Below are 17,002 nucleotides of genomic sequence, written 5' to 3' on the forward strand. Positions count from 1 at the left end.
CGTGTTCTCCTAACGCAGTACTTGCTGCTTGTCCCAAGACACTGACTTTTGCAGCGTCAGCATTCCCCTATCGAGCAACAACCCGATAAACCCTATCGTAATCACGGCGACCATGATCCGCCCTAACGAGGCAGAGCCGCCATTTTGAAATTCATCCCACACGAACTTTCCGAGCCCAGGGTTCTGCGCCAGCATTTCTGCGGCAATCAACACCATCCATGCCACGCCTAGCGAAAGACGCAAACCGGTAAAAATCATGGGAATCGATGAGGGAAGAACAATCGTCCAAATGTGTTTCCACCAAGATAGTCGCAGTACTCGGCTTACGTTCACCAGATCGTTATCGACACTCGTCACCCCAACGGCGGTATTGATCAACGTGGGCCACAAACTGCACAACGCGACAGTAAGCAAAGAGTTCACAAACGATTTGGTCATCAAAGGATCGGGGCTAGCGTATGTGGCACTCACCACCATGGTGACAATCGGTAACCATGCCAATGGAGAAACGGGTTTCAGTAATTGGATCACTGGGTTGAATGCTTGATACACGTTCTGATTCAACCCCAACACGATCCCCGCAGGAATGGCTATGAGTGAAGCAAGCAGAAAGCCGCACGCGACGGTAATTAAGCTCGTCACTATCTGGTCAAAGAAGGTCGACTTGCCGGTATAGGGGCGAATTTTCACTTTTGCATTAGGATCTTTTATCAATGTCGCTGCGTTGCGCTTTTCTTGACGCTCAACAAACGCCTTTTCTTTCTCTCTTTCTGCCCAATGTTCGGAGACCAAATGACCAAACTGCTGCGCGGTTTGAACGGGGCCTGGCAATGTGCCTAGAGAGGTTTGTACTTGGCGAGCCGACAAATGCCATAACATCAAGAACAGCAAAATCCCAAGCAGAGGAAGCAGCACCGCTTTGCTGTGATTGGCTACCTGCGCTTTGCTTGGACATAACGACAATACGTTATTCGTCGACGTCCGGTCCTTCTTAGGTAACTGACTGTCCATGCTAAATTTCCTCTGAGCCTTTCAACCCAATGCTGAATTTTTTTAAGTACGCGTTTGGCTTTTTGCCGTCATAAACGATATTGTCGATAAAATGCGTTTGTGGCTGGCGGTAACCATCTTGCAAGTCAAATTCTGGGAAGTCTGCTTTGCTCAATACCCCGTCTTCAATGAGCGATTCGGCAGCTTGTTGGTAAAGGTCAGGCCGATAGACTTGCTTCGCGATATTGGCGTACCAATCATCGGGTTTTTCTTCTGGAATTTGCCCCCAACGACGCATTTGCGTTAAGTACCAAATGGCGTCGCTGTAATAGGGGTACGTCGCGTTGTTGCGGAAAAATACATTGAAGTCTGGCACTGAACGTTTGTCGCCTTTTTCATACTCAAACGTGCCCGTCATACTGTTGGCGATCACATCCGCATCCGCACCGACGTATTGGCTTTTGGCCAGTAATGTCACCGCTTCATGGCGATTGGCGTTGTTGTTCTCATCTAACCAATAAGCGGCTCGAATTAATGCCTTAATCACACGTATGTGTGTGTTCGGGTATGTCTCCGCCCATGCTTTAGAGACACCAAACACTTTTTCAGGATTGTTTTTCCATATTTCGTAATCGGTGACGACTGGTACGCCTATCCCCTTGATAACCGCCTGCTGATTCCAAGGTTCACCAACGCAATAACCTTTAATGGTTCCGGCTTCCATCGTGGCGGGCATCTGTGGTGGAGGCGTGACACTCAGCAGCACATCGGCGTCTAACTGACCGCTATTGTCTCCTGTTTTCGGCGCGTAATATCCTGGGTGAATCCCCCCTGCTGCTAGCCAATAACGCAATTCGTAATTATGGGTAGAAACCGGAAACACCATCCCCATATTGAATGGCTTCCCCTTGTCGAGGTAACTTTCTACCACAGGTTTTAAGGCATCAGCTTTGATTGGGTGAACGGGTTTTCCATCTGCTCGCTGACTTAAGTGAGGCTTCATTTGTTGCCATATGTCATTAGAAACGGTGATGGCGTTACCATTCAAATCCATACTGAATGCGGTGATCATTTCCGCTTTCGTTCCAATTCCAATGGCTGCCCCTAGCGGTTGCCCCGACAGCATGTGTGCGCCATCCAACTCCCCATCAATCACTCTGTCGAGCAGCACTTTCCAGTTGGCTTGTGCTTCCAGCGTCACGTACAATCCTTCGTCTTCAAAAAAGCCTTTTTCATGCGCCACCGCGAGGGGAGCCATATCGGTCAGCTTAATGAAGCCAAACTTCAAATCCTCGCGCTCAGGCTCTCCTACCTTCGCAAAAGCAGAGAACGTCCCCAGTAAGAGCGTGAAACCCACAGCCTTTAATAACCAAGGTTTTATTCTGTTTTTCCGACAACCCATTCGAACGCTCCTGTTCCAATTTCCAATAATCAGCATTTAAAAAAAAAGCGCGGCTACACTCGAAGTGCAGTCGCGCCATTGCGTAGGGTCTGTTGATCTTCCGCGGTTGAGTTTTGTTTGAAAGATCAACCGACCCTAATTATTGACCACCGCCGTTGATGGCCTACCGGAGCATTGCTCCGCTTATGGTTTTATTGTTTCAAGTTACATGCCAAACAAAAAAACCGCCATATTTCAAAAGGTTGAAATAGGTCAGTGGAATAAATTGGGTTATCTTGCCTCTTTATAGTGCAACGTTGCACCAGATCGAATGAATTCTAAATAGATACGGGTCTAAAAGGTTTTTTCTTGCACATTCCAACCGTTACTCGTAGCCAAACACTGTTAACTGCGCCTACAAAACCCTGGTATTTTCATCCATAAGAATATCGAGTTTTTTGTAGCGACCACCTGCTGCAAAGCGCGCTCAAGAAATCGACACGCCCTCTATTTTTAATAATATACCCAAGTGATCTCACGATGCAGGATTCAGAGCCTCCTATTCTGTGTCAATTCAAGCCTCTCTATTAGGAAAGAACGGACGCAGTGGAATGACGAGGGCTAAACAAGCCGTGATATTCGCTGCGTAGATGTTTATCCTCCCTCCGCTTCTTCGTTGTACACAACAATTGCGGGCGACCTAATATTGAATTAACCAATCGCGTCAAACGTGAGCATTATGTTTTTAGCGACAAGACCGATTGGCTGGCTGGATTTCATCGCGCTGGTTCGAAGTGCTTTATAGGCTTCTTCTTCATCTATGCGGTGCATTTTCATCAATGTACCTTTGGCTTTTTCAATCCATTTTCGATCGTCGAGCTTTTGATGGAGCAAGGCAATGTCCTGCTCAATCTTGTCCATGTTTTCACGCAGGCGCTTTGCATGCTTGAGCCACATAAACAAATCATGATCGGAGCGGTAAGGAAGGATGACGTATTGGTTCGCAAAAGGAAGGTGGGCAATGCTCTCGGCTTGGAGTGTTTCTATAAGTATGACCAATGCGCACTTTTTTCCAATGGCATATTCAATGAGACACGTCAATTCAGCGGTTGGCGCAGCCCATGAAACCACCAAAGATTGACGATGCATATTATGTTCTGGCTCTGCCCCAGAATCCGATGCATTGAGCATTGCTTCTAAGTGTGCCAACTGGCAACGCACAACGCTCATGTGCTGCGTGACCAGTTGTTCACTAAGAAGCGTTTGGTGCTCTGAGTTATCGCTAAGTAAGAAAACCGTCTGATCCTTCATAACATGTCCTTTTTATTGCATTCCGACTTCTGTTATGAAGTGGGATGGGTTAGGAGACGAGAGTTTCCTTTACTAGTGTCTGTTTATCTTTCGTGGTTAAATTTTTTTGAAAGATAAACAGACTCTAAATATTGGCTCCAATACTCGTTTGCCAATAGCTGCGCCTTGTCTTTGTCTCCATCAATAGCAAACAGCGCCGACACCAGCGTCGCAACGACACTATGTGACATTAATTCAAGATCGGCAGATGCCGTTCCTAGCACGCATTGCGTCGCCACGTTTACAGGTTGAGAGGCACTTTCTTCCCAATAAACAGGATCGACCTTACCGTGATCGCACACCCACACCGTTTGGCTTACTTTTGGGTTGAATTCGGTTTCGCCCGACGTGCCTTTGAACGACAGCACTCGTCCCGATTCGGCAGAGACTTTTTGCTCGACCTTCGCATGTAACTCTTGAAACCCCGGATGAAAGCTGCCTCTGAGCCCATAGGGCAATTGACCGGGGTTGAGCGCTCTGACTACCGTATTGATCGGCGTTCTAACGCCATATCGTGCATTCCAACTTAGTAACGTTACTATTTTGGGCTGAAAAGCCTCCAATGGCAGGTATGCAATGCCCTCGGATTGAATGACCTTTTCTGCGTGCTGCAAATTCTGTGCTTTAACAATGCCGATCGCGTCGAGAGACTGCTCGGCATGATTTTTTGTTAAGTGTCTTTGTGCATGACCGTGCAATAGAATCTTGTGACCGTTATCCGCCAAAATTTTAGCGGCAACCAAATGCCAAGGTTTGTCGGTTGTTTTGTTTTCGTGGACACGCTTGCCCGCATACAACGGCCAGTCCAAATCCGCTTGAATGGGTTCAACGCCTTCATGAAATGCGCGGACAAACCCAGCAATCTCTTCCGGTGTTTCGTTATTCACCCGCATTAACACTAATGCCATCGCCAGTTGGTCGTCGGCAACGTGCCCATCAAACCATCCTCTCATCAAATCGAACGATTCCTGCTCAGTGAGCGATCTTCTTCCACGCTCGCCCTTTCCGAGAGCCTTAATACACTGAATAGCGATAGACATTTTTTGCTTCCTTTTGCTGCACCTTTTGACGAAGCGGACACTATACAGAAAACTCCGCACTCTGTGATATCAAAGCCGAAATACTTGCGCGGATTTTCACCACTTCCCCCAAAATCATCAGTGCAGGGCTCATGCCTTTTACTTGGGTTGCACCATCACTGAGCTGACCAAGTGTTAAGGTGTATATTTTCTCTTCCTCACTACACCCATTGATTACGATCGCAACGGGTGTTTCACTCGTTAAACCATTATTCATGAGCCCTTGCTGAATCTCGTGCGCTTTTTCTAACCCCATATAAAATACCAGCGTTTGCCCGCTGCTCACCAAGCCACTCCATGCAGGTAATGCACCCGTTACCACATTGCCTGTTACTAACGTCACACTGCGCGAGACTTCACGGTGCGTCAGTGGAATCATGGCACTCGCAGCACAACCTATCGCGGCAGTAATACCGGGGATCACTTCGAATGGAATTTGATATTTCGCCAATTCCAACGCCTCCTCCCCTCCACGCCCAAATATGAAGGGGTCGCCTCCCTTCAGCCTGACAACCTGTTTGCCTTCCTTGGCTAATCGGACGAGTAACGCATTTATCGCTTCCTGCTTCATGCTGGGGTGACCGCAGCGTTTGCCAACGTAGATGGTTTCTACATGTGGGCTGGCGAGCGTTAAAATGTCTTGGTTGATCAAGCGGTCATACACCAACACTTGGGCATCTTGAATGGCTTTAAATGCTTTGATGGTCAACAAATCTGGGTCGCTCGGCCCGCATCCCACCAATTTGACTTTTCCCCTTTCCCTTTCGTTTTGTTTATATGTGATGGGGAATGGCGTATCTCGCCCCATCGGCTTATCAAGCAGGGGCTTGTACGAAGTCGAACGGCCATCCATTTGCGTTATTTTTGTCATACTCGATCATCCCCTACTTCCTAATAAATGACGTGTTGTTCCAAAGCGTTATTCAGCTCGGGAATGCATGACCCGCAGTTAGTTCCGCACTTAAGTACGGCCTGCAATTGGTGTAATGATTGAATGTTGTGTTGCTCAATCGCCTGCTTGATCTGAAGGTCTGACACCTTAAAACAGCTGCAAATCTGCGAGCCTTGTTCACAACCAAACACCCCTTGCGCTCCCACCCCTTGCAATAGTTTTCGAACATCAAGTGGCTTTCCTAACATCTCTGCGATGTCATTGGCCTTCACGGACATGGGTTGATGACTGATGACGGTTATTGCCTCCGTCACAAAGCGTTTTTCCAATGGTTCAAACCGACCAGCTATTGCACACCAGCCTTGCGGTATGTCTAAAATCAAGCACCCAGAAAGCGCCGTCATTAAGGACAATTTAGAATAAGAAGCCGAGGTGCAATATCGCCAAACAACGCCAGGGACAAGTGTTTGCATTGACGAATAAATAGGATGACGATTCGCAATAAAATCAGGCTTAGGGTGATCGCTGTAACGCTGAACATGGGTAATGTAACTGCCTACTGTTGCAGGCTTCAGTGACACAGGTTGAGATTTGAATGCGGGCTGCCCAGAAAGGGGGTCCACCACAGAGGTTATCACTCGGTTGATTTGGCTTGGAAACTCGCCATGCCCACTGTACCCCCCCGCCCAGTGCATGCTCATAAAGACTTGTTTGGCATTCAGCCCTTGATCCCATTTTGCTTTGGCGTAAACGATAGAACCTTCGGCAGAGGTTGAGTGTTGAATTTGGATCAACTCCCCTTCGCCAATACCCAACTGTTCACCGCTCAGTGAATTGAGATACAAGGTCGGTTCCGGTTCGAGCTCCGAAAGATGCTCAATGTGCCCTGTTCGCGTCATCGTGTGCCATTGGTCGCGGTGACGCCCCGTATTCAGCCACCATGTTGGCTGAGGTTTATCCAATACATTGGTCTTCAAAAACGGGGACTTGGTCTCCAAAAAATTGGCTTTGCCGGAAGGTGTGCTAAATCGACCATTACGGTAAGGGGCAGCATCTTCATTTAATGGCCACCGAGCTGGCGTCCAGTTTTGATAGTCTTCATCTGAGATGTCTGCCAGCGCTGATATGTCCAGCAGCAGCGACGAGTCGTGATTTATGGATGTCATTCGCGCGTATTCCCGAAATACATCGGCTTCAGACTCGAAATCGAACCCGCTTTCTATGTCCATTTTTTCACACAATGCCTGCCCTACCGCACAAAGGGTTTCCCAATCGGTTTTGGCTTCCCCCGGTGGGGTTATAAAACGGCGCTGACGCGACATGCATCGCTCGGAGTTGGTCACCATGCCTTGCTTTTCTCCCCATCCAGCCGCGGGCAACAACACGTTGGCGTATTGAGCGGTGTCGCTGTCGGGGGTAATGTCAGAGACGATCACCATGTCACACTGAGCGAGTGCACGGCGCACTTTGTCGGCATTCGGCATGGAAACCACGGGGTTGGTTGCCATTATCCAAATCACTTTCACGTCGCCTTTTTCCACCGCATCGAACAAATCGACGGCTTTCAAACCCGGCTTGGTGGCGATGTTTGGTGCCCCCCAAAATTGGGCGACTTTTTCGATCGATTCTCCATCAAAGCCTCGATGCACGGCGAGCATATTCGCTAAACCACCCACTTCTCTCCCGCCCATGGCGTTGGGTTGCCCAGTTATTGAAAAAGGTCCACTGCCCGCTTTGCCTATTTTTCCGGTAAGCAAGTGCGCGTTGATAATGCTATTGGCTTTCTCAACGCCATCACTCGACTGATTGATTCCTTGGCAAAATACGGTAATTGCGGTGGGAGACAAGGCGAACCATTGGTAGAAAGTACGTAACGCCTCAACCTCGAGCCCTAACGTTTGCGCTACGTGGCGAAGTTCGTATTCCGGCGCCATCACACAGCGAGACAGTTCCTCAAATCCATTGGTGTGATGCTCGATAAAACGCTCGTCCATATGCCCGTTTTCAATGCAAAAGCGGAGCAAGCCGTTGTAAAGCGTGATGTCGCCATCGTTCTCTAACGCTAAATGCACATCCGCTTGTGCGGCAGTCACGGTTTTGCGCGGGTCTATCACCACTATGCGTAAGTGAGGATTTTGTTCTCGGGCTTGTTGGATTCGGCGAAAAATCACTGGGTGGGTCCATGCAGTATTCGCCCCTGATATGACGATCAGATCCGTCTGAAGTAGGTCGTCGTAATTAACGGGCACCACATCTTCACCAAACGCGCGAATATGTGCAGCCACCGCCGACGACATACACAATCGTGAGTTGGTATCAATATTGGCGCTCCCGACATACCCCTTCATCAACTTGTTGGCGACGTAGTAATCTTCGGTAAGTAATTGCCCAGACACATACATCGCCACAGAGTCCGGCCCGTACTTTTCTATTGTGTCTTTCAGCTTGTCTGAAACGGCATCTATTGCTTTTTGCCATGTCACGGTTTCACCCATAATTCTGGGATACAGCAACCGAGTGGGCATATTTAGGCTTTCTTTCAGGGCGGCGCCTTTTACACATAACGCTCCTTGGTTGGCTGGGTGCCTTTCGTCACCTTTGATTTGATCTTCAGCAACGCTTACACCACATCCGACCCCACAATAAGGGCAGGTAGATTGTATTTCACATTTCGACATGCAGACTTCCCTTGGCAAATTATGCTCCGTAAACCTTGTTAACCTCGCCTATCGAGGTTGCTTGAATACAAAAAGGCACCCGAAAGGCGCCATTGCCTTTGACGTTGCGTTGAATTTTGAACCCAAGACACTCATATCACATCGCTTCCGTGCGCTTATATGAGGTAAAAGAACCAGAGCAAAGAATGAGCCAACAAGTCATTACTATAAAATTCAATGAATTAATGATTTAGCCAATCGTTGTAATGCACTATTTCTGAGCAAACCACTCCAATTTAGTGCGGATGCCTTTTGGTGATGGACAAAGGGTTCTAATGAATGAACATTGTTGGCAGGAAGCCAAAAGCGCCACGAGTAGTCGCGCTTTCGAGAATCAATTCAGCAATCCTATTTCGGGAGAAGTCCATTTAACACAGCTGATGGAGATCAAGGTAGCGAGACGGGAACACTCTATAATGGCGAGTCACTAAAGTGAGTGTCATTCTCTAAAAAGGTTAGCCCAATGAAATTTATGCTGTATTTTTTCGTTCTGGTCCTCGCTGCTTCGATTGGCTTCGTCGTTCATGTTATCGAAGCTGAATGGCTTCGAGCTTGGATATCTCAGCAAATGGCAGGGAAATCGGTGATGCCGAGTTGGGATGTCCGCCACCTTGCGATGGCGTTAGCGATAGAGTCTTCCATTGGGGTCTTTATTGTATACCTGCTATTACGCCAAAAAATCAGTAACTGCAGTTTATTGATACAAGTAGGTGCGCTCAGCGGCATTATTCTAGCGATGAAATCGATGTTAATCCGCCAGCCTGTGATGGATTTTATTATCGGGAACCCCATTCACGTTGTTGCTGCCCAGAATTTATTGAAATGGATGACCCCGATTCTCATGTCCACAATCATTGTTGTCGGTTACTTTTTGATAGAGAGATTTTTTGTAAATAGCGGGCTTGATGTAAGAAAATTTGACGTGCAGGAAAAAAAACAATAGCACTGTATTATCATTGATTAAGCGATGGCTAAAGAGTAGTAGTTAAAGAAGATATGGTATTAGTGAGTGATTAAAATGTAACTTACACTTAAATCACTTTCAATGGAATAAAAGACAGGTTCAACTAAAAGAGAGTTTTTTAGAAAAAGAAAGACACTAAGTACAATCCTAAACATAATCATATGATTTAAAAAGAATATAGTTAGGATTATCATGTCAAAATCTATTTTTGGAGGCAAAAATCCAGTTGCCAAATTACCAAAGAGACCAAGTAACCCTACTCCTTTGGAGCTTGCTATTCATAGGTTTCAAAAAAAGGCTATTGCGGTTAAACATAAGCTAGATGTAACCCCAGACGTCAAAGGCAAAGAACTTAATCAAATAAAAGAAGACATCGCTCATTTAGATCGGGAAATGATACGAATTTCGACTCAAAGTTCACTTCAATCTCAATGAGAGAAGTATAGAGTAGATAACAAAGATAGAAGTACTGCCGAATTGTCCAAGGAAGCTCATCATCCAACAGAAAATCTCTCTAACTTTCTATATGCTGTTGGAGAACCAAAACCTAGCACAAATCATCACCCTCATCATATTATCATGGGCAATGGGAAATCGAGGATGATGCGTGTAAGATTGCAAATGCACCGATATGGCATAGGGATTAATGACCCTATTAATGGTGTATGGCTTCCAAGATCTACCGCCTTCAAAGGTCACTTTACTACCCCTAAAGCTCCACCACACTCAAGGATTCACACTTACAATTATGAAACTTGGATTTCTGATACTCTAGCGCATATAAGAAGAAATGAAGCTGTTTTTATAGGTAAATTAAAAACTATAAAAAGAGAAATTAAATCAGGTAGCCACCCTGAAAAGATTCTTGAGAAGAAAGATAGGAACTGGAGCCCTACTGCATGACTGTATATCAGCTAAAAGCCGATCATGAAAACTACTGTTTATTCGAATTAGATGTAATGCAGCTCGCTAACCAACTTGGGGATGAGAATCTGGTCGATTTTTTTCTGGATCTACCTGATACCCAAGAGAGCTTAAAGCCTATTTGGGATAATGTTAGTTCTGAGTTTGAAAGTGGTACATCTAGACCTTTTCCTGACATCACAACTTGGGACATCAATTTCTTACTGCTTAACGAAAAAGCTTATGAAGTTTCAAAGGAATTACTCGAAAGTGTTGGCGAGTTTCTCCCTATACTCGTGAATGGGGCATCGTATTTTGCATTCCATTGTCAAAGCTTCGGGCTAGAAGACCCAAGCAGGACTGAAATGAATTACGAGGAAGGCTACCCCACAAATCTTAGATCTCTAGAATTCCATGAACCAGATATTAGATTTAAAGCTGTATTTAAATCTAAACTGCAGGGAGCAAGTAAACTTTTTGCCAATGAACGCTTAAAGCAACTCTGTGAAAAAAATGGTCTAAAAGGTCTTAGGTTTGATAGCGACCTTACCAATCCTTTTTAAACGATACTTCAAGAACGAGTGATCTCACAAAGGTCACTCGTGTTCCTAATACTCACCTCTAACGTTATGGTAAAGCGTGTGGTTCTGGAACAGTTAGGCATGTTTGATGCGAAAACCACTTATGCTGAAGATTGGGAGCTTTGGCTAAGAATATGTGACCAGCATGACGTGGGGGTCGTAAATTCCGTTTTAACGGGATACCTAATGCGCAATGGCTCAGCAACCCAAACAGATAGCCGCCGATTAGATAACCTAAAAAGTGTCGAATCCATTATTAAGAAATATCAAAGCGCCCGTGATTTAGAACGCGTAGGTTGCGCCTCTTTTAACAAAGCTAACGCAAGAGTTCTTGAAGGGTACGCGGATTACTATCGGGGGCTAAAGCAATTTTCCACAGCCATCTTATTCGATCTACGAGCGCTGAAATTGGACCCTCAAATCAGAAGATGTCGAAGCTTGTTGGGGGATTGCAAGAAACTCACACGCTTGATTATTCAGTAACACCTGAATTCAGTTTACATTGTAAATTCTTGGCTATGCGTCTCTCGGCGGTGCTTTCTCATACTGCGGTACGCCATCGGCAATCAATATTTTTTATCGACATACTTAGTACTAACCTCACGGTAACTGTTATATATATCTTTTTTTTGAAAAGCAAAGAAGACGCTCCGCAAGATAACTGCATTAATTTGATGTAATAATTAGGTAGCGCACTAAACCCAACAGTTCAACAAATCTAATGAAATATCGCAATTTATAGGAAGCCGTCATGAAACTCGTGCAATTAACTCCCGATCAGTTTGAGCGCACCCTACATGGTGAACCTACGTTTGCTTATATGGATGGAGCGATTCCCCCCAAACACGTATTAATGCGTGCATGGGAACAATACAAAAACTCGGTAGATATTATCTGGGCGTTACCTTATTTCATTGAAATCGATGGTCAAATGGTGGGCTGTTGCGGCTTTAAATATGCCCCTCATGCTGATGGTGTGGAAATAGGCTACAACGTTGCGCCTAACGCTCGGGGAATAGGGGTGGCGACGTCTGCTGTGAAAGCGCTCAACCACATTGCCTTTCAATCGGACGTGGTTAACCATACCAAGGCACTGATCGCCAAAGACAATGTAGCATCATTAAACGTTATTAAAAAAAATGGTTTTATTTACAAGGGGATGGTTGAGGATAAAGACGGTGAGCAATTAGAGCATTGGGAATTCACTCTGCCCTCGAACCCGTGACGAGTAATAGCAAACACACATCTCAAAATGTGATAACAGAGCCGTATTGACTCACTGATCTCCGCTTTTGATAAGCAAAACATAACTCATTAAATTAATTACAAACGGTGTAACATGCCCTTTCTAGTCAGAGGTTTTTGTTATTAACTAGGCTCGCGTCCTTCGCAAGCCTATTGCAAGTGAATTCAACGCAGTTAGCAGCAAAAACAGCGACTAGAAAGGGATCTGTTATCCAAAACTGAGGTTAGTAAGTAGTCGATCCAAAGACCTGTGTCCAGAAGGTACGGTGCATGGCGTCTCTATTTTCAACCATAGCAGCACCCACCTCTTTATACTCTGCTTTCATAATGTTTTCACAATGCCCTTTGCTCTCCATCCACCCTTTCATCACACTACGAATATCGCTTTGTCCTGCTGCAATATTTTCACCAGTATAACTCCAGTTATAACCTGCATTTTTAACCCTATCCGATGGCGTTGTACCGTCTAATCCATTGTGATCAAAGAAATTGTAATTGGCCATATTGGAAGAATGTACATACGCTGCCTTTTCAAGCTGCGAGTTCCAAACTAAAGGCGCAACGGCTGGCATTGTTCTACCTCCGCAGACTTGAGTAGAAGCGCGATATCTATTGATCTCTTCAAGCATTTCCTTAGCAAAGGCGTCTAGCTCAACGGGTGACACATTCGGCTTCGATGTCGGTGGCTTCGATGTCGGTGGCTTCGATGTCGGTGGCTTCGATGTCGGCGGCTTCGATGTCGGTGGCTTCGATGTCGGTGGCTTCGATGTAGTCGGCTTCGATGTAGTCGGCTTCGATGTAGTCGGCTTCGATGTAGTCGGCTTCAATGTAGGCGGCTTCGATGTCGGCGGCTTCGATGTAGTCGGCTTCGATGTAGTCGGTTTCGATAGGGTTGCTTCCTCCTTCGTTAATGAACTCGAATCATTTTCATTACCACAACCACCTAGAAATGATAGAGAAAGCGCAAGTAACGCACCTGTTTTTACACTGTATAACATAATATTCCTTAGTCTCAAGATTGAAGAATCCCGACGCTAAACTGAAATTTATAAAAGTTAAACAGGCAAGCCACATTATTGATTAACTGCTTTCAATGCACTGACATTGAGCTGAAAATGAGCAATATTTAGGAGGTAAATGGAATGAAAATCCCACGCATAAAAGGGCGAAATATCGAGACACTAAAAACAAAAATAGCCTTACCCAATAACCTCACCGCCTGCTTGAAAAATGACATTGGCGTAGGGTGTATATTCACCCGTTAGGAGCACCGCTCGGCTTAAATGCGTACGCCTTTTAATGCTTCATGGCTTAACATACAGGACAACACATGGACACCATTACTGAACTTCTTAAACGCGATCCTTTACGGCAAAAAGCATTGAAAGCTGTCGCTGAACTTACGCTTCCTCAATGCTATTTAGCCGCAGGATTTGTTCGAAATTTAGTGTGGGATCATCTGCACCACAAATCGGTACCCACGCCACTGAACGATGTGGATGTGATTTATTTTGATACGGAAGAGTGTGATTCTGAACGGTACTTACAGTACGAGAAGGCGCTCCGCTCCCGCATGCCCGAGCTCAACTGGCAAGTGCGAAATCAAGCTAAAATGCACACTCGAAATGGGGACTTACCATACACAAGCTCAGTGGATGCGATGAGCTTCTGGCCCGAGAAAGAAACCGCAGTAGGCGTAAGAATGAACGAAGCAGGAGGCTATGAACTGGTCTCTGCGTTTGGGGTCGATTCTTTGTTTAATTTGAATATTACCCATAATACAAAGCGCACTTTAACGGTATTTGAGCAACGTGTCGCCACTAAAAACTGGCTCGTACAATGGCCAAAGTTAGAAGTTAGAAGTTAGAAGTTAGAAGTTAGAAGTTAGAAGTTAGAAGTTAGAAGTTAGAAGTTAGAAGTTAGAAGTTAGAAGTTAGAAGTTAGAAGTTAGAAGTTAGAAGTTAAAAGTTAAAAATTAAAAGTTACATAGAACAAAAAAATAAAGCACCCATGCAACACAAAGGCTGGGGAGAAGCCCAACCTTTGTGTTTCATTTTATCCATCGTTATCGCTGAATTTTCACTGCGTCATGGCTGAGCAAGTTGATCATGGGGTTGTCTGCCAATACTTGTTCTTTCATCCGGTAAGCCACCAGCAAACCCGCGAAGAACCCCCCAAGGTGCGCAGCGTAATCCACACCTTGATTCGCCATAACCATGCCAAAGAGGTTAAACCCTAACCATATGAGAAAGAAAAGAATCGGCGAGATTTTCTTTTGGAAAACGACAATCATAAACGTCAGGCTTGCGTGTCGGAACCACAATAAATAAATCCCGAAGAAGCCCGCTATCGCCCCGCTCGCCCCTACCGATGGGATCAGACCATCCATGTTAGAGGCAAAGCTCACCAACGAGGCTGCAATACCGCAGAAAACGTAGAGAGCAAGGTATTTTTTATGCCCTACGGCATCTTCAATGTTGTCGCCAACCACATACAAAAAGTACATGTTGCCAGCAAGGTGCATAATATCGCCATGCAAGAACGTCGCTGTAAAGAGCGTCCACCACTCCTTGCCCGCTAAAATGTCGGCTGGCGTCATGGCAAGGTGTTCAATAACCCAATCGGTGGTTTCATCGCTGAATGAATACAGGGAAAAGATGATGCAGTTAAGAGCGATGATGACCCAGTTACACCAAGGCAAGATCTTGGGTTTTAGGTTGTACTCAACCGGCATTTGAGTCAGGAACTGAAACAGGTACGTCTTCCAACTTATTTTTTGGTTCAATTCACCCAAGACTTTGCGAAGTTCTGGGCTACACTCGACCGCTTTCAACTCTTCTTTATCAATCCAACTACCGTCACATGATCGGCAAATGTCGATTTCATGCTGATAGCTTTGCAACAAATGGTGACGCTCCATTGGCTTGGCACAATCTGGGCAAAGGTATTCCGATTCACCCAATTCTTCACCAAAATGTTCGCTGTAACACTCCCCTATTGGCCCATCATTGACTTCATCTATCAGGCGGTTTACTTCGTTTTTTTCAAACCAAAGACCACCACACTCTAAACAAATGTCGATTTCTTCCCCTTCGTATTGCGTGGCTTCCAATCGGGCGTTATCACATTTTGGGCACAGCTTAATCATGGCTATTAGCCTCCTTTAATTGAGCCTATTACAGCCCCACTTTTAGCCAGCTTGCTTTTAAGCGCTTTATTATTCAACAACACTTTATTATCCAACAACGCTTTATTATCCAACAACGCTTTATTATCCAACAACGCTTTATTATCCAACAACGCTTTATTATCCAACGGCTCTTTATTATCCAACGGCTCTTTAAGTTTCAAAACAATGTCCTTTCTTTTTCACTGCTTTGATCAAAACGCAACTGTTCGCATAAATACTAAATAAAACAAGACATTGTTAAATAACCAATGTCAGAAACATTGAAATAAAACAGGGGAATTTAAAAAGAACTGGAGGAAGCTCGCATTAGTGATACGTGGGGAATCGTATCCCGATGAGAACGGCTTTGAGAGGCGAACTGGTGGCACGAACATCGTGCCACGTGATGTATTGCTGCGGTTGGCTATGGTAGAACTGAATCGCTAGGGTAACACCTAGTCGCTAGCGTTGAACCTCACCGTTCTCGGCTTCACTGCGCACCGCTTTAAGCAATACCGATGTATCCATTCTGCCTTCGCCGGATTCAGACAACGCTTTATAGGCGTTATTGGTTTTCTCGGTCATCGGTAATTGAAGCCCTTGCTTATTGGCTTCATCTAAGCAGAAACCCAAGTCTTTGATCATCCAATCAATGGCGAAACCAAAATCGAATTTGCCTTGCGCCATGGTTTCTGCTCGGTTCTCCATTTGCCAAGATCCTGCTGCACCATTTTTCAAACAATTCACCAGAGTCGGGATATCCAACCCCGATTTTTCCGCCAGAAGTAACCCTTCGGAAAGACCATTTAACACACCCGCAATACAGATTTGATTGACCATTTTGGCGCGTTGACCTTGCCCGACGCTTCCCATAAGCACTGAAGACTTGCCATAAGCACTGAAAACTGGCTGTAACACGTCAAACAGGGCTTGTTCGCCGCCACACATAATGGTCAACACACCATTTTCCGCACCAGCCTGCCCACCCGATACTGGTGCGTCCATAAATCGAACACCAGTGTGCTTTGCCGCCGCTTCTAATTCTTCCGCCAGTAGAGCCGACGTGGTGGTGTGATCGACCAATATCGCACCTTGCTTCATATTCGCCAGTGCACCAGATGCGCTGGTTGTCATGCTGCGTACATCGTCGTCGTTGCCCACACAAGTCAAAACGACGTCGGCGTCTTTCACGCATTCAGCAACGGTTTCTGCAATGTTACCTTTGTACTTTTCTTGCCATGCCTGTGCTTTCGCAAACGTTCGGTTGAAGACAGTCACATCAAAGCCAGCATTGACTAAGTGCCCAGCCATTGGAAAACCCATCACACCCAACCCGATAAAACTCACTTTCATTCTCATCTCCTTGCTTCGTTAAACTCTGTCTTCCTCGTCAATCCATTTATAATGCACGGATTATTGGGCTTAACCAATGGGCAATATGACATACAATGGTAAATTACCGCCAACTCAAGCAGAGGAGTTAGGGTTGGACATAAAAAAAACCGAGCACTTAGGCTTAATGCCGCTCGCTTAACAGCGTGCGGCTCTTTTCTTATGTGGATACCGGGGAGCCTTATACAGAACAACCCGAGGAAAAGGCTTCCTCTTTCTTTTCTTGGGTAAAATGAGTCGCTTACCACTTTCTCTTAGGTTCTGTAGTTTCTTTGGTACAGTTCCTGAGGTTCGTCCTGAACACCACAAAAACTCATCTTGAATCAGCCTTAACGCATT

The 17,002-nt window shown here is 45.6% G+C and carries 17 protein-coding genes and 1 pseudogene; 7 read left to right on the forward strand and 11 right to left on the reverse strand.

Annotated elements, in window-relative coordinates; all coding sequences use genetic code 11:
- Nucleotides 1–9 precede the first annotated feature (9 nt).
- The 6 genes from HC752_RS05605 to HC752_RS05630 form a co-directional block, all read right to left on the reverse strand.
- A complete protein-coding gene (locus HC752_RS05605) occupies nucleotides 10–1,011 on the reverse strand; it encodes an ABC transporter permease (protein ID WP_190334131.1) in 1,002 nt (333 codons plus the stop codon).
- A 1-nt stretch (nucleotide 1,012) separates the two neighbouring features.
- The gene (locus HC752_RS05610; protein ID WP_190334132.1) at nucleotides 1,013–2,392 is read right to left on the reverse strand and encodes a CmpA/NrtA family ABC transporter substrate-binding protein; all 1,380 of its coding nucleotides are present in this window, start codon (nucleotides 2,390–2,392) and stop codon (nucleotides 1,013–1,015) included.
- Nucleotides 2,393–3,082: 690 nt separating this feature from the next.
- Entirely contained in the window at nucleotides 3,083–3,682 is a 600-nt protein-coding gene (locus tag HC752_RS05615) for an ANTAR domain-containing response regulator (RefSeq protein ID WP_190334133.1), read from the reverse strand.
- An 83-nt stretch (nucleotides 3,683–3,765) separates the two neighbouring features.
- Complete coding sequence (locus tag HC752_RS05620) at nucleotides 3,766–4,821, reverse strand: glycosyl transferase family protein (protein WP_446751421.1); 1,056 nt, start codon at nucleotides 4,819–4,821, stop codon at nucleotides 3,766–3,768.
- A complete protein-coding gene (gene cobA, locus HC752_RS05625) occupies nucleotides 4,802–5,671 on the reverse strand; it encodes a uroporphyrinogen-III C-methyltransferase (RefSeq protein ID WP_190334135.1) in 870 nt (289 codons plus the stop codon). Before cobA ends, HC752_RS05620 begins: the two co-directional genes overlap by 20 nt.
- Nucleotides 5,672–5,691: 20 nt before the next feature.
- Nucleotides 5,692–8,370 (reverse strand): nitrate reductase, encoded by a 2,679-nt coding sequence (locus tag HC752_RS05630; RefSeq protein ID WP_190334136.1) that lies wholly within the window; start codon nucleotides 8,368–8,370, stop codon nucleotides 5,692–5,694.
- 502 nt (nucleotides 8,371–8,872) lie between these two features.
- Between HC752_RS05630 and HC752_RS05635 the strand changes: the two genes are divergently transcribed.
- The 6 genes from HC752_RS05635 (at nucleotide 8,873) to HC752_RS05660 (ending at nucleotide 12,082) form a co-directional block, all read left to right on the forward strand.
- A complete protein-coding gene (locus HC752_RS05635) occupies nucleotides 8,873–9,352 on the forward strand; it encodes a hypothetical protein (RefSeq protein WP_190334137.1) in 480 nt (159 codons plus the stop codon).
- Nucleotides 9,353–9,565: 213 nt separating this feature from the next.
- Nucleotides 9,566–9,808 (forward strand): hypothetical protein, encoded by a 243-nt coding sequence (locus tag HC752_RS05640; RefSeq protein WP_190334138.1) that lies wholly within the window; start codon nucleotides 9,566–9,568, stop codon nucleotides 9,806–9,808.
- Nucleotides 9,809–9,850: 42 nt separating this feature from the next.
- On the forward strand, nucleotides 9,851–10,276 hold the full coding sequence (locus tag HC752_RS05645) for an AHH domain-containing protein (RefSeq protein ID WP_190334139.1): 426 nt from the start codon (nucleotides 9,851–9,853) through the stop codon (nucleotides 10,274–10,276).
- Entirely contained in the window at nucleotides 10,273–10,839 is a 567-nt protein-coding gene (locus tag HC752_RS05650; protein WP_190334140.1) for a hypothetical protein, read from the forward strand. The genes HC752_RS05645 and HC752_RS05650 overlap by 4 nt, the downstream gene beginning before the upstream one ends.
- A 39-nt stretch (nucleotides 10,840–10,878) precedes the next feature.
- The gene (locus HC752_RS05655) at nucleotides 10,879–11,340 is read left to right on the forward strand and encodes a hypothetical protein (RefSeq protein ID WP_190334141.1); all 462 of its coding nucleotides are present in this window, start codon (nucleotides 10,879–10,881) and stop codon (nucleotides 11,338–11,340) included.
- 268 nt (nucleotides 11,341–11,608) lie between these two features.
- Nucleotides 11,609–12,082, forward strand: coding sequence for a GNAT family N-acetyltransferase (locus tag HC752_RS05660; protein ID WP_190334142.1), 474 nt, complete (start codon nucleotides 11,609–11,611; stop codon nucleotides 12,080–12,082).
- A 244-nt stretch (nucleotides 12,083–12,326) separates the two neighbouring features.
- Here HC752_RS05660 and HC752_RS05665 read toward each other — a convergent pair whose 3' ends face one another.
- Both HC752_RS05665 and HC752_RS25105 read right to left on the reverse strand, forming a co-directional pair.
- Nucleotides 12,327–13,100, reverse strand: coding sequence for a CAP domain-containing protein (locus tag HC752_RS05665; RefSeq protein WP_190334143.1), 774 nt, complete (start codon nucleotides 13,098–13,100; stop codon nucleotides 12,327–12,329).
- Between the two features lie 201 nt (nucleotides 13,101–13,301).
- A pseudogene (locus HC752_RS25105) lies at nucleotides 13,302–13,400 on the reverse strand (RbsD/FucU domain-containing protein); the annotation flags it as partial.
- Between the two features lie 32 nt (nucleotides 13,401–13,432).
- Here HC752_RS25105 and HC752_RS05675 point away from each other — a divergent pair.
- Entirely contained in the window at nucleotides 13,433–13,969 is a 537-nt protein-coding gene (locus tag HC752_RS05675; protein WP_190334144.1) for a nucleotidyltransferase family protein, read from the forward strand.
- Between the two features lie 198 nt (nucleotides 13,970–14,167).
- On the opposite strand, the gene HC752_RS05680 is transcribed toward HC752_RS05675, so the two are convergent.
- From HC752_RS05680 to HC752_RS05690, 3 genes are all read right to left on the reverse strand, one after another.
- Nucleotides 14,168–15,250, reverse strand: coding sequence for a rhomboid family intramembrane serine protease (locus HC752_RS05680; protein WP_190334145.1), 1,083 nt, complete (start codon nucleotides 15,248–15,250; stop codon nucleotides 14,168–14,170).
- Between the two features lie 5 nt (nucleotides 15,251–15,255).
- Nucleotides 15,256–15,453: a hypothetical protein gene (locus HC752_RS05685; RefSeq protein ID WP_190334146.1), complete on the reverse strand. Its 198-nt coding sequence runs from the start codon at nucleotides 15,451–15,453 to the stop codon at nucleotides 15,256–15,258.
- Nucleotides 15,454–15,733: 280 nt separating this feature from the next.
- Nucleotides 15,734–16,624, reverse strand: a complete 891-nt coding sequence (locus HC752_RS05690; RefSeq protein WP_190334147.1) for an NAD(P)-dependent oxidoreductase — start codon at nucleotides 16,622–16,624, stop codon at nucleotides 15,734–15,736.
- Between the last annotated feature and the right edge of the window lie 378 nt (nucleotides 16,625–17,002).

Origin of the sequence: Vibrio sp. S9_S30, from assembly GCF_014694455.1 — a bacterium.
In the GTDB taxonomy this organism is placed as follows: domain Bacteria; phylum Pseudomonadota; class Gammaproteobacteria; order Enterobacterales; family Vibrionaceae; genus Vibrio.

What these genes read in the sequence shown, in the direction of transcription:
- HC752_RS05605 (WP_190334131.1), bottom strand. Translation starts at nt 1,011, where the DNA reads ATGGACAGTCAGTTACCTAAGAAGGACCGGACGTCGACGAATAACGTA.
- HC752_RS05610 (WP_190334132.1), bottom strand. Translation starts at nt 2,392, where the DNA reads ATGGGTTGTCGGAAAAACAGAATAAAACCTTGGTTATTAAAGGCTGTG.
- HC752_RS05615 (WP_190334133.1), bottom strand. Translation starts at nt 3,682, where the DNA reads ATGAAGGATCAGACGGTTTTCTTACTTAGCGATAACTCAGAGCACCAA.
- cobA (WP_190334135.1), bottom strand. Translation starts at nt 5,671, where the DNA reads ATGACAAAAATAACGCAAATGGATGGCCGTTCGACTTCGTACAAGCCC.
- HC752_RS05630 (WP_190334136.1), bottom strand. Translation starts at nt 8,370, where the DNA reads ATGTCGAAATGTGAAATACAATCTACCTGCCCTTATTGTGGGGTCGGA.
- HC752_RS05635 (WP_190334137.1), top strand. Translation starts at nt 8,873, where the DNA reads ATGAAATTTATGCTGTATTTTTTCGTTCTGGTCCTCGCTGCTTCGATT.
- HC752_RS05640 (WP_190334138.1), top strand. Translation starts at nt 9,566, where the DNA reads ATGTCAAAATCTATTTTTGGAGGCAAAAATCCAGTTGCCAAATTACCA.
- HC752_RS05650 (WP_190334140.1), top strand. Translation starts at nt 10,273, where the DNA reads ATGACTGTATATCAGCTAAAAGCCGATCATGAAAACTACTGTTTATTC.
- HC752_RS05660 (WP_190334142.1), top strand. Translation starts at nt 11,609, where the DNA reads ATGAAACTCGTGCAATTAACTCCCGATCAGTTTGAGCGCACCCTACAT.
- HC752_RS05665 (WP_190334143.1), bottom strand. Translation starts at nt 13,100, where the DNA reads ATGTTATACAGTGTAAAAACAGGTGCGTTACTTGCGCTTTCTCTATCA.
- HC752_RS05675 (WP_190334144.1), top strand. Translation starts at nt 13,433, where the DNA reads ATGGACACCATTACTGAACTTCTTAAACGCGATCCTTTACGGCAAAAA.
- HC752_RS05680 (WP_190334145.1), bottom strand. Translation starts at nt 15,250, where the DNA reads ATGATTAAGCTGTGCCCAAAATGTGATAACGCCCGATTGGAAGCCACG.
- HC752_RS05690 (WP_190334147.1), bottom strand. Translation starts at nt 16,624, where the DNA reads ATGAAAGTGAGTTTTATCGGGTTGGGTGTGATGGGTTTTCCAATGGCT.